Consider the following 11,117-nt stretch of genomic DNA (forward strand, 5'->3'; position numbering starts at 1 on the left):
AGGTCACCGTCCTGGACCTCATGACGACCGGCCGTGCCGAGAACCTCGCCGCGGTCGCCGGTCATCCGGGCCTGGAGATCGTCCGCGGCACCGTGTGCAACTCGTCCACTGTGGACCGATACGTGTCCGGGGTGGACGCGGTCTACCACCTGGCCGCCGCGGTCGGCCTGTTCACGATCCTGGACAAGACGTTGCTGAGCCTGCGGACCAACATCCGCGGCACGGAGAACGTGGTCGACGCGGCCTACCGCTACGGCACGCGGCTGTTGCTCGCGTCGACCAGCGAGGTGTACGGCAAGAACACCAAGATCGGACTGACCGAGGACGACGACCGGATCATCGGATCCCCGTTGGTCAGCCGCTGGTCCTACGCCGAGGCGAAGGCCGTCGACGAGACGCTGACGCACATCTACGCGAAGGAGCTGGGGCTGCGGGCGGTGATCGTCCGGCTGTTCAACACCGTAGGGCCACGGCAGAGCGGGCGTTACGGCATGGTCGTGCCCCGGTTCGTGGGCCAGGCGCTCGCCGGTGAACCGCTGACCGTGCACGGGTCCGGCCAGCAGATCCGCTGCTTCTGCCACGTCGCGGACGTGGTGCCCGCGCTGATCACGTTGCTGGAGGACGACACCGCCACCGCGCAGGTGTTCAACCTCGGCAGCTCCGAACAGGTGACGATCACCGAGCTGGCGAAGCGGATCATCGCCGCCACCGGTTCCCGCAGTGAGATCACGTACGTGCCCTACGGGGAGGCGTACGGCGAGGGGTACGAGGACATGCTGCGGCGCGTGCCCGACTGCACACGTGCCCATCAGCAGATCGGGTTCTACCCCCGGCGCTCGCTGGACGACATCATCGCGTCGGTGATCGAGGACGTCAGCGCACCACTCCCAGGGTAGTGACGATCCGCTTCCAGGGGCCGGCGGGCACGTCCTGGTCGTCGGTGAACCGCCAGTCGACCTCGTCGGCCTCGCCGTCGAGGTCCGTGAAGCCCAGACAGCCGTTCAACGCCGGGGACACGTCCATCCCCGCGCCGTTGAACTCCCGGCTGGCGGGCCGCCTGTCGTCGGTGCCGAAGACGTACTCGGCGTCGTCGTACTGGGCGGGGCCGGCGTCCTGGATCTGGCCGTAGCAGGTCCTGCCGCCCTTGCGCAGCTGCACCCAGCGGTTCTTGAGGTAGCTGAAGCCCCGATCCGTTGCCCTGCCCTGGAATCCGGGTTGCTCCGCCCACGGCACGACCTCGGCTCTCCTGGCGAAGGCCAGCGGGTCGTTGAGGTCGTCGAAGGGCAGGTCGAGGTAGAACGGGTTGTGCTTCGGCGTCATCGCGGTGGGGAAGAAGTCGTTGGCCGCGGTGCGGCGTTCGGTCCCACACCTCCCGCCGGAGAGGATGCCGTCGCAGCCCCCGTAGTTCTCCTGCCACCGCGCGTCGTAGGTCGACAGGACCTGGCTGCCGTCGTTCGCGCCGGCGTCGAACACCTCGCCGACCCAGAACGTCGTGGCGACGATTCCGGTGTGCCACGGGTAGTTCGCGTCCGGCGGTTCCGGTTCCGGTGCGCACGCGGCGATCAGAAGGACGGCGAGCAGCGCTCTCATGACGCCTTGGCCCGAGGCCCGGGACCGGCGAGCGTCCAGCCGTAGTCGTCGGTGGTGAGCGAGCCGACGGAGATCAGGGCGAGGCCGAAACTCATGCCGGTCGAACCCCGCGGCAACGGCGGTGTCATCCAGCTCGCCTTCTGCCAGGTCTCGGACGGGCTGATCGTCGGACCGGCCGTCCAGTAGGCCCAGCCTCCCATCGGCAGCCTGCGGTACAGCGCGAACTGGGTGAAGCCGGTGGACTTGAACCACGCGCTGACCCGGTAGGCGCGGCCGGGTGTGGCGCTCGGTGCGCACGTGCCGAGGTCCTGGCTGGGCAGGATCTTCGTGTCGCCGTCGCGGTAGGAGATGACGTCGAGCCGTTGCGCCCACCGGCCGGAGTGCGCGTCGTTCGTGCGGGTCCTGGTGACCTTGTTCTTGCCCCAGCCCGTGTTCGACCAGCACAGGGGGAGACCGTCGGCGTTGTCCGGGCCGTTCTCGAGACCGGGGTTGGCCAGGTCGTCCCGATAGCCCGGTGCGGCGGCGACGACGGGCTTGGCCGCGCCACCCACCACTTCCTGCACCGTGCGCACCTGCGTGCCCCGGTCGCGCAGCCAGGCGAGGAACTGGTCGAGGATCGCCGGACTGAGTGAGAGCTCCGCGCAGCCGTCGCAGATCTGGTGCAGGACGAACGGGATCCAGCCGCCGGGTGCGTTGGTCACCACCGACTTGAGGTCGTCCAACGTCCAGCTGGTGTTGATCCGGTCCGGTGCCCTGACGTTGAAGGGATCGGCTGGCGGAATCGTCTCGGCGAGAACGCAGTCCGGGCAGTCGTGCGGGGAGCGGATGTCGCCCAGCGTCCTGGCACTGTTGTACCCGCAATCACGTGCGATGCGCTGGACATCGGGGTTCAATGCCGTGAACGGATAGGCGAAGGAAGTCACCTGATAACCCCAGTAGCTGAGGGTGACTCTGTCGGCACAAATCTGGCGACGCGCTTCGTCGAGCGGAATCGCGGTGAGATCGGGATGTGACACGGTGTGTCCGCCGATCTCGTGCCCGGCCGCCTTGAGCGACTCGACCTGTGCTCGGGTGAGATATCCCGGTGTGTCGATCGCACCGGAGATGATGTAGAAGGTGGCGTGCATGCCGTACTTGGCCAGGATGCTCGCTCCTGCCATCTGATCTGCGGTGCCGTCGTCGATGGTGATCGAGACGACGGGCCCGGCGGGCTGCGCCGCCGCGGGCACGACGACGAGCGCGGAGACGACGAGAGCAACGACGAGCAGCAGTTTCATCGAGGGACACTCACATTCCACGCGGCTGGATCCAAGGTAGCTCCAATATGTCGGCGACAACTCCCGTGAGTGGACGAGCAGGCATACGTAAATCGCAGGCCGGGATTGTGCGTGAGTCAGTGTTCAGGCCGTTTGCCTCTGGTTTTCGTGCGACCCTCCCGATGAGGCTGATCACCGAGTCAACTAAATCCGCGACCCCGCGACGGGAATTTGGGACGAAAGGGGGTACAAATGCCCAGCACCCTGTGGGATTTGCTGCACGATCTCGGTCACGACCTCGCGACGCTCTCCTGCCTCGTCGAAGTGTTGCGCGATGACTCGGAACTGCCTGAGCGGACCCTTCGGAAGGTGGAGCTCATTGATCAGGAAATGCTCCGGCTTCGCGACCACGTGCGGCAGGCCGTCGAGCGTTCGTCGACACCGGGAGTCGTGTCGGTGCGTTCGATGGCGGAACGGATCGTGGTGCTCATCGACGAGGTCGCCGAGACCTGTGTGGTGCTGCGACCCGGCGACGACGTGTCGTTGCGGATCACCGAGTCCGTGCTCTGGCGGATTCTGAAGAACGTCGTCGACAACGCGGTGCGAGCGGCTGGGCCGGCCGGGCGGGTGGAGGTCGACGCGGCGTTGTCGGGGAACGGTCAGGTGGTCGTCGAGGTGGCCGACGACGGGCCCGGGTTCCCGAACGGCTCGGCGGGGTGGGCGTCGCGGGGACTGAAGATCGTCACCGGGCTGGTCGCGGCATGTGGCGGCAGTTTCGACGTGCGCCCGCGGCTGCCGCGGGGAACCTGCGTCCGGATCGTTCTACAGGGGGACACGTGATCAACCTGGTGCTCGCGGATGACCATGCCGTGTTCGTGGACGCACTGCGGACAGTGCTGACGCAGCGCGGATTCGAGGTGTCCGCGGTCGCGGGAACGGTCGCCGGGTTGCTGCAGCGCGTGCGGGCAGTGCGGCCCGACGTGTGCGTCGTCGACCGGTACTTCACCGACGGCGACGCTGTGGACCACATCGCGGACGTGGTCGCCGCGGGTGTGAAGGTCGTGGTGCTGACCGCCGACAGCGACGAAGACGCCGTGGTGCGGGCGCTGGACTGCGGTGCGGCGGGCTATGTGCACAAGTCCCGTGGTGTGGCGGCGCTGGCGGCCGCGATCGACCGGGTCGCGCGCGGCGAGGTCGTCGTGGACCTTCCCTCCGGGCGTGGCCCGAAGCGTTCTCCCGCGGCGGCCGACGCGTTCCGGCTCGCCACCTACCTGACCAAGCGTGAGCGGGAGTGCCTGGAGATGCTGGTCGAGGGGCTCGGGACGGCCGCGATGTCGCGCCGATTAGGTGTTTCCGCGACCACTGTCCGCACCCACGTCCAGTCGTTGCTGACCAAGCTGGGTGTCCACTCACGGCTCGAGGCGGCATCGCTGGCAGTGCGACACGGTCTCCTCGACCCTGCTCGCTTCGACCGCAGCGGGTGAGCGGGCGCTCGCGATCGTCCGCGCGAAGGGCCCGGTCGGCACGGGACCAACGGCAGCGTCCACAGGCCGTCGTCATTCCTAGCGTTGAACCCGAAGAGGAGTTCGGCCACGCGTGCTCGCGACATCACGACCAGTCCGCCGGGCACGGGGTCATGCGCGACGACGAGCTGAGGAACTTGATGAGAACTCGAGATGTGATGACCACGAACGTCGTAGCCGTGAACCCGGACACGCCGGCGCGGGAGGCCGCGGGGCTGCTCGCCGAACGCGGTTTCACCGCGCTACCGGTGGTGGACGACTCGGGCGAACTGGTCGGAATCGTCGGCGAGGCCGAACTGCTGCACGACCGGCTGCCGCAGGACCCGAGGTGGCTCGTGCACGGCGAACCGGCCGCGGCCAGGCAGGCACCTGCCGAGACGGTGGCACAGGTCATGCTGAAGCAGCCGGTGATCGTCACACCGAACACGGACTTGGCCGAGGTCGCGGACCTGATGCTCGAACACGGTGTGCGCAGCGTGCTGGTGGTGCGCGAGCGGAATCTCGCCGGCATCGTCACCCGCCGCGACATGCTCCGCTCGATCAGCCGCGCGGACTGGATCATCGAGGCGGAGATCCGTCATCGCCTGGACATGGTGGGCGGTGCCCTCCGGTGGGCGGTCGACGTCAGCGACGGGAAAGTGTCCATCGTGGACAAGATGGGCGACGAGACCGAGCAGCACGTGGCGGAAGTGCTTGCGCGCGCCGTGGCAGGCGTGACCGACGTCGAGTTCGTCGGCGAGCGCGCCGTGCACACGGGGAACTGACCGAGGAGACAGCGGGTCCGACGTCAGGGTGACGGGTGGGTCGATCGGCGTTCTCAGGCGGGACCTTTGGCAGCCGTGCCGGTGTCGCCGCGGGCGCATCGTGGAAGGCGAGGTCGACGTGTTGGTAGCCGATCTCGTCAGAATTCGGACGGAGCTTCATCATGAGCGGGTTGGTCATCGCAGGCATCGCAGTCGTGGTCCTGCTGTTGCTGGGCATGTCGGTGAAGGTGGTCAAGCAGTACGAGCAGGGTGTGTTGTTCCGCCTGGGCCGGGTGCGCGAGGTGCGCATGCCGGGTTTGCGCCTGATCATCCCGGTCGTGGACGTCCTGCGCCGGGTGTCGTTGCGGATCGTCACGCTGCCGATCCAGTCGCAGGGGATCATCACCAGGGACAACGTGAGCGTCGACGTGTCGGCGGTGGCGTACTTCAGGGTGGTGGACGCGGTGAAGTCGGTGGTCGCGATCGAGAACGTCTACTCCGCGATCGACCAGATCGCGCAGACGACCCTGCGGAAGGTGGTCGGTCAGCACACCCTTGATCAGACCTTGTCGGAGACCGACCAGATCAACGTCGACATCCGCAAGATCCTCGACATCACCACGGTCGAGTGGGGTGTGGAGGTGACTTTGGTGGAGCTGAAGGACATCCAGCTGCCCGACAGCATGAAGCGCGCGATGGCCAGGCAGGCCGAGGCCGAGCGGGAGAAGCGAGCGAAGATCATCAACGCCGAGGGCGAGTCGCTGGCCGCCGCGGCGCTGGGCGACGCCTCCGACACGATGATGGCTCACCCGCTGGCGTTGCAGCTGCGCAACCTGCAGACGCTGGTCGAGCTCGGCGTGGACAAGAACACCACGGTCGTGTTCCCCGCGCCGCTGATGAGCACCATCGGCGAGCTCGGGTCGTTCCTGGCGCGTGAGACGGCCGCGGCCGGTCCGCTGGCCGATGTCCTGCCTGTCATCGTCCCGGCGCGGCAGGCAGGAGCGCCACCGGCACCGGAGGCTCAGACGAACGGCGAACCGGTTCCCGCCTCGCGATAGACGTCAGGTGACTGTGTCCGGTCTGCTCTCCCAGTCCGGACACAGCCGATCGGGTGTTCAGCAGCCGGCCGGTGTCCACATTGGAGAGTCCAGAGCGGTCAGCCGTCCTTTCCCGGTACGAGCAGGCTGTCGCGAGGAATGCGGGAGGTCCAGCTACTGGGTGTGCCGCCGCCCGTGCATTCGACGATGATCAGATCATCGTCGATGTCGACGCGGAGCTCGGCACGAGTGGCGCCGGTGTGGCTCGCGGTCGCCGTGAGCGCGTTCCGGACCGCGACGACCACGTCATCGGCGAGAGCGCTGGGGACAGCGCGCCCGAGTTGCCCTTTGAAGGTGACCGTCGCCGGGAAGCCGGCCGCGGTCGTGTGGTCGTCGACCGCGGTGAGGACCTGGTTCTGCAGGCTCCGGGTGTGATGACCGGGAGTGACGTCGACGTTGTAGACGTCGTCGCGGATGTGGCTGATCGTGTTGTCGAGAATGTCGATGTATCCGTTGACGCGGCTCTGGAACGCGGGTGCCTTGTTCGTTGCGAGAAGCCCCTGCAGCCCGAGGCTGACCGCGAAGAGCCGCTGGATCACGTGGTTGTTGAGGGCGAGGCCGATCCGGTCGTGGTCGTCGCTGATGCGCTGGACCTGCTGGTCGGCGTGGACGCGGTCGAGTTCCATCGCCACTCCCGCGTGGCCGCCGAAACCGGCGAGGTGGTTCAGGTCCGCGTCGGTGAACGACCGTCGTCCGGTCAGCCTGCCCACGCTGAGAGTCCCCGTGGTCTCCTCGCCCGCCAGCAACGGCACCACGATGACCGACCCGATCCGGGTCGGCGCGTCTGCGGCCTCGGCGTCTGCGGGGGCCGCGACCAGCACGGGCGCGCCGGAGCGGACGACCTGGCCGGCCGCGGTGGTGTCCATGTCCGCGAGCATCTGGTCGGTGAGAACGCCGCTGGTCGCCTGGATCTGCAGCTGTCCTGGTGCGGTGACCAGTGCCAGGACCGCGAAGTCGGCGTCCGCGGCCTGTTGTGCCGCCTTCAGGACGACGTCCAATGGATGCTCGTCCTGGTTGGCGAACAGTCGCCGGGTCACCTCGGCGGAGGCGGTCAGCCATCGGTGGCGTTGTTCGGACTCCTGGTAGAGCCGGGCGTTGTCGATCGCGACGCCGGCGGTCGCGGCCAGTGCGACCGCGAGCTGTTCGTCCTCGGTGCTGAACTGCCCGTTCGCACTGCCGGCGAGGTAGAGGTTGCCGAAGACGCGGTCACGGATCCGGATCGGCACGCCGAGGAAGCTGTCCATGTCCGGATGATGCGGCGGGAATCCGGCGGCGGCCGGATGCGTCGTCAGGTCGGCCAGTCGCACCGGGACCGGGTGAGTGACCAGCAGGCCGAGGATTCCGTGGCCGTGCGGGAGTTCTCCGATCTGTTCGACCGCGTCGGGGTCCATGCCGACGTGGACGAACTCGTCGAGCACGCCGTGCTCGCCGATCACGCCCAGGGCGGCGTACCGGGCTTCGACCAGCTCCCGTGCGGCGGTCACGATGTGCTGCAGGACCGCTTGCAGGCTCAGCTCGCTGGCGACGACCGCGTGGGCGTGCAGCAGGTGACGCAGCCGGCCCTGGGTCACGAGCACGTCCTGCGCCCGCGACGACACCTCGCCGAGCAGCTTCTCCAGCTCCATGCGTGGCAGATCAGCGAACGGCAACTGAAAATCGCCCCGGGGCGGGTCGCCCTGACCCGCGGTACCGAAGGTGTGCGACATGGCGTTCACGTCCCGTCGACGTTTGCGCGCACGTCAGCGGGGTCCGGGCCAACGAGACAACACCCGATGAAGCCGGGAGGTTTCCCGGCCACACACCGCGAACCTACGCCGAACGCCTCGGAAGCGATACGGCCAAGAGGGTTCTCGCAGCTCAGATGTTCGCGGGTGGGGCGGTTGCCCGGTCAAAGCCAGCCGCGGCGCCTGAAGACCAGGTAGAGGCCGGCGCAGACCAGCGCCATGAGCAGCAGCGCGAACGGGTATCCCCACAGCCAGTTCAGCTCGGGCATGTGGCGGAAGTTCATCCCGTAGATCGTGCCGATCAGCGTGGGAGCGAACAGGATCGCCGCCCACGAGGAAATCCTCTTGATCTGTTCGTTCTGCGCGTTGCTGGCCTCGGCCAGACGACGCATCTCCTCGTTCTGCGCCTGGGTGACCAGGGTGGTGTTGACCGAGAGGATGGCGGCCAGCATGCCGCGGAAGCTGTCGGCCTGCTCGACCACGACGGTGGCGTGGTCGGCCACGTCGCGCAGATGGCGCCGCAGTTCCTCGTCGATGCCGTACTTGGCGAACCCGGACGAGAGGCTGTCGAGGATCGTGAGCAGCGGGTGGGTCGCGCGCTGGAACTCCATCACCTCACGGGACAGCTCGTAGATCCGCCGGGAGGCGTTCGGGTCGCGGCTGAACACCTCGGTCTCGATCTCTTCGATGTCGTTGCGCAGCCCGGCCACGACGGGCGTGTAACCGTCGACCACCGCGTCGAGCACGGCGTACAGCACCGCCTCGGGGCCCAGCCGCAGCAGGTGGGGCTGGTTCTCCAACCGGCGCCGCACGCCGGCCAGGTCCGGTGTGTCGCCGTGCCGCACGGTCAGCACGAAACTGGGACCCACGAACAGGTGCAGCTCACCGAACTCGACGCGCTCGGTGTCGTCGCGGTAACTGGCCGACCGCAGCACCACGAACAGCGTGTCGTCGTAGCGTTCCAGTTTCGGGCGCTGGTGGGCGGTGATGGCGTCTTCCACCGCCAGTCCGTGCAGCCCGAGCTGGGTGGCCGCGTCCATCAGCTGTCCTTCCTCCGGCCGGTAGAGGCCGATCCAGGCCATGCTGCCGGGCTGCCCCTCGAGCAGCTGGAAGGTCTCGGCCAGAGTGGCAGGGGAGGCGGAATGCCGCCCGTCCAGGTAGACGACGTTGTTGACGATGCTGCCGGCCCGCGAGGTCATACCCGGCATGGCGCACGGTGTCTCGCCGGCGGCCGTGGCAGTCACGTATCTGTCCTGTTGGGACTGACCGCGAGGACTTCCGCCGTGTCCATGGTCGCGAGCGCGCGGATCCGGTTGATCATCAGTTCGGCTTCGGACTCGCTGAACAGGCCCAGCCGGACGGCGCGCTGGATGGACGCGACCGTGCTCTGGTGAGGTTCCGCGATTCCCGCGACCGTCGTGATGGCGGGAAGCTGATCGAGATGCGCCATGGGAGTGCCTTTTGGTCGGATGCCGTCATGCCGGGGTCCTGGGCACTTTCCGGGAACAGTACTCGCATGTCAGGACGAATTCCCGGCGCTCACTCATCGCGCTCGCGGAGGAGACCGCCTGGGGCGGCACACCGCCCTGGTGCGCGGATCCGGCCACCAGGCCCGTTCACCCGTTCGCATGCCGCCCCGTTCGGTGGCACCGTGCGGGGGAAGAGCTCGGCTATGTTCGGCTGCAGTCGTTTCATGTCGACGAATGTGCAGTCCCCCTCGCCGGTTCGGTGGCCTGAGTCGCTGGGCCTCGGGGGCGTGTGACCGCCCCGGACCCAGGCGGTGACCACTTCTCCAGTCTCACTGTCAGGAGTGACGCTGTGGCCACCCCGGAGTCCTTCCCCCGCGCGGAACGTGCGCCCCGCATGATCGGTTTGCCCGACGTCGAACGGTTGGAGGCGGACACGCACGCCCTGCGTCTGATCGACTACCGCCAGGGCGGCTCCGCGTGTCTCGACGCGGTCCGCGACCGGATAGGGGACGCGCGGCTGATGCTCGACGCGTCGGCGCCCGAGCACGTGCGACGCCGGTTGCACGTGGCGATGGGCGATCTGCACAACCTCGCCGGCTGGGTGTGCTTCGACGCCGGCCTGACCGGCAGCGCCCGCGTGCACTTCGCCCGAGCGCTCGTGCTCGCCGGATGGGGGCGGCACAACAGCCTGGTGGCCAACATCTGCTACCGGCTCGGACGCGTGTGCTTGCACCACGAGAACCACGACGAGGCCCTGGACCACTTCGAGCTGGGCCGGCTCGCCGCGGCCGGGCCGGGCGACGAGATCGCGGCGAGCATCCTGTCGATGAACTCGGCGTGGACCCACGCCAGGAAAGGCGACGGTGGTCAGGCGCTCGCCGAGCTCGACCGCGGCAGGGAGCGGTTCGAGGCCGCCGACCACACCGACGTGCCCAGCTGGGCCAGGTTCTTCACCAAGACAGATCTGTCGGCCATGGTCGGTGCGGTCCACACCGATCTGGCGCGGACCGTGGACCCCCGCCACGCGCGAACCGCGATTCCGCTGCTCACCGCGGCCGTCGACGACTTCGGCGACGATATGGCCCGCAGCCGTGCGTTGAGCCTCATCCTGCTGTCGATCGACCACCTGCTCGACCGGGATCTCGACCACGGCGTCGCCGTCGGGTTCCGCGCGGTCACCTCCGCCGAGACCCTCACCTCGGCGCGGGTCCGCGATCGCATCCGTCCACTCGGCGAGCAAGCAGAGCGCCACCACTCCCACGCCGGCGCACAGGAGCTCGCCGCACGCATCTTCGAATACGTCGGCCCGCCGCACCTGCGACACTGACGCGTTTCCCGTCGGAGCCCCCGCACTCGACCAGCTCCACCTCTGCGTCGATCCGTGTGGTCGACCAAACGCGCGCGGGTGCGAAGGGCTAAGGTTTGTACCGGAACACAATGGCGAGGAGTGACCAGCGTGGGCACGAATCGGCATCTCGACCTACTCGCGGTGATCAACGGGATCGCCATGGCCGAGCATGCGCCCGTCGGCGTCCGCCACGTCTGCGTTGCCTGCCGGACCTGCCTGAAGGCGGTCGGCGTCGCGGTCTACCTGGCCGGTACCGCGCAACCGCTCGAAGTCCGCCGGGACCGCGTTCGTGTTCCGGTTGCTGGGCCTGTCCGGGCAGGACATCACGCCGGACGCCGTGGCGAACCTGACCGCGCTGCCGTTGCGC

Annotated in this window: 12 protein-coding genes; 6 read left to right on the forward strand and 6 right to left on the reverse strand. The window is 68.2% G+C overall.

Annotated features, from left to right (window positions below; translation table 11 throughout):
- The coding region (locus ABZX92_RS43265) for an NAD-dependent epimerase/dehydratase family protein (protein WP_355571576.1) at positions 1–896 on the forward strand (896 nt) is incomplete at its 5' end.
- Here the strand turns inward: ABZX92_RS43265 and ABZX92_RS43270 are convergent.
- The gene (locus ABZX92_RS43270) at positions 874–1,590 is read right to left on the reverse strand and encodes a hypothetical protein (protein ID WP_355571578.1); all 717 of its coding nucleotides are present in this window, start codon (positions 1,588–1,590) and stop codon (positions 874–876) included. The genes ABZX92_RS43265 and ABZX92_RS43270 overlap by 23 nt on opposite strands.
- Positions 1,587–2,867 (reverse strand): polysaccharide deacetylase family protein, encoded by a 1,281-nt coding sequence (locus ABZX92_RS43275; RefSeq protein WP_355571579.1) that lies wholly within the window; start codon positions 2,865–2,867, stop codon positions 1,587–1,589. Before ABZX92_RS43275 ends, ABZX92_RS43270 begins: the two co-directional genes overlap by 4 nt.
- Positions 2,868–3,098: 231 nt before the next feature.
- On the opposite strand from ABZX92_RS43275, the gene ABZX92_RS43280 reads away from it, so the two are divergent.
- The 4 genes from ABZX92_RS43280 to ABZX92_RS43295 all read left to right on the forward strand — a co-directional run bounded on the left by ABZX92_RS43280 (position 3,099) and on the right by ABZX92_RS43295 (position 6,170).
- Entirely contained in the window at positions 3,099–3,686 is a 588-nt protein-coding gene (locus tag ABZX92_RS43280; RefSeq protein WP_355571580.1) for a HAMP domain-containing sensor histidine kinase, read from the forward strand.
- Positions 3,683–4,330 (forward strand): response regulator transcription factor, encoded by a 648-nt coding sequence (locus ABZX92_RS43285; protein WP_355571582.1) that lies wholly within the window; start codon positions 3,683–3,685, stop codon positions 4,328–4,330. The genes ABZX92_RS43280 and ABZX92_RS43285 overlap by 4 nt, the downstream gene beginning before the upstream one ends.
- Before the next feature lie 179 nt (positions 4,331–4,509).
- Positions 4,510–5,133 carry a CBS domain-containing protein gene (locus ABZX92_RS43290; protein WP_355571584.1) on the forward strand — a complete coding sequence of 208 codons (624 nt, stop codon included), beginning with the start codon at positions 4,510–4,512 and terminating at the stop codon, positions 5,131–5,133.
- A 161-nt stretch (positions 5,134–5,294) separates the two neighbouring features.
- Positions 5,295–6,170 carry a slipin family protein gene (locus tag ABZX92_RS43295; protein ID WP_355571585.1) on the forward strand — a complete coding sequence of 292 codons (876 nt, stop codon included), beginning with the start codon at positions 5,295–5,297 and terminating at the stop codon, positions 6,168–6,170.
- Between the two features lie 98 nt (positions 6,171–6,268).
- Here the strand turns inward: ABZX92_RS43295 and ABZX92_RS43300 are convergent, their stop codons facing one another.
- The 3 genes from ABZX92_RS43300 to ABZX92_RS43310 all read right to left on the reverse strand — a co-directional run bounded on the left by ABZX92_RS43300 (position 6,269) and on the right by ABZX92_RS43310 (position 9,383).
- The gene (locus ABZX92_RS43300) at positions 6,269–7,834 is read right to left on the reverse strand and encodes a GAF domain-containing protein (protein WP_355571587.1); all 1,566 of its coding nucleotides are present in this window, start codon (positions 7,832–7,834) and stop codon (positions 6,269–6,271) included.
- 263 nt (positions 7,835–8,097) lie between these two features.
- Positions 8,098–9,177, reverse strand: coding sequence for a magnesium and cobalt transport protein CorA (locus ABZX92_RS43305; RefSeq protein ID WP_355571589.1), 1,080 nt, complete (start codon positions 9,175–9,177; stop codon positions 8,098–8,100).
- Positions 9,174–9,383 (reverse strand): hypothetical protein, encoded by a 210-nt coding sequence (locus ABZX92_RS43310; RefSeq protein ID WP_355571591.1) that lies wholly within the window; start codon positions 9,381–9,383, stop codon positions 9,174–9,176. The genes ABZX92_RS43305 and ABZX92_RS43310 overlap by 4 nt, the downstream gene beginning before the upstream one ends.
- A gap of 413 nt (positions 9,384–9,796) precedes the next feature.
- On the opposite strand from ABZX92_RS43310, the gene ABZX92_RS43315 reads away from it, so the two are divergent.
- Complete coding sequence (locus ABZX92_RS43315) at positions 9,797–10,729, forward strand: hypothetical protein (RefSeq protein ID WP_355571592.1); 933 nt, start codon at positions 9,797–9,799, stop codon at positions 10,727–10,729.
- 153 nt (positions 10,730–10,882) lie between these two features.
- On the opposite strand, the gene ABZX92_RS43320 is transcribed toward ABZX92_RS43315, so the two are convergent.
- On the reverse strand, positions 10,883–11,117 hold a 235-nt coding region (locus tag ABZX92_RS43320; RefSeq protein ID WP_355571594.1), incomplete at its 5' end, for a hypothetical protein.

This window comes from Lentzea sp. NPDC006480 (assembly GCF_040611995.1).
Taxonomy (GTDB): domain Bacteria; phylum Actinomycetota; class Actinomycetes; order Mycobacteriales; family Pseudonocardiaceae; genus Lentzea.

Coding starts and splice junctions, on each gene's coding strand:
- ABZX92_RS43270 (WP_355571578.1), bottom strand. CDS start 1,590: ATGAGAGCGCTGCTCGCCGTCCTTCTGATCGCCGCGTGCGCACCGGAA.
- ABZX92_RS43275 (WP_355571579.1), bottom strand. CDS start 2,867: ATGAAACTGCTGCTCGTCGTTGCTCTCGTCGTCTCCGCGCTCGTCGTC.
- ABZX92_RS43280 (WP_355571580.1), top strand. CDS start 3,099: ATGCCCAGCACCCTGTGGGATTTGCTGCACGATCTCGGTCACGACCTC.
- ABZX92_RS43290 (WP_355571584.1), top strand. CDS start 4,510: ATGAGAACTCGAGATGTGATGACCACGAACGTCGTAGCCGTGAACCCG.
- ABZX92_RS43295 (WP_355571585.1), top strand. CDS start 5,295: ATGAGCGGGTTGGTCATCGCAGGCATCGCAGTCGTGGTCCTGCTGTTG.
- ABZX92_RS43300 (WP_355571587.1), bottom strand. CDS start 7,834: ATGGAGCTGGAGAAGCTGCTCGGCGAGGTGTCGTCGCGGGCGCAGGAC.
- ABZX92_RS43310 (WP_355571591.1), bottom strand. CDS start 9,383: ATGGCGCATCTCGATCAGCTTCCCGCCATCACGACGGTCGCGGGAATC.
- ABZX92_RS43315 (WP_355571592.1), top strand. CDS start 9,797: ATGATCGGTTTGCCCGACGTCGAACGGTTGGAGGCGGACACGCACGCC.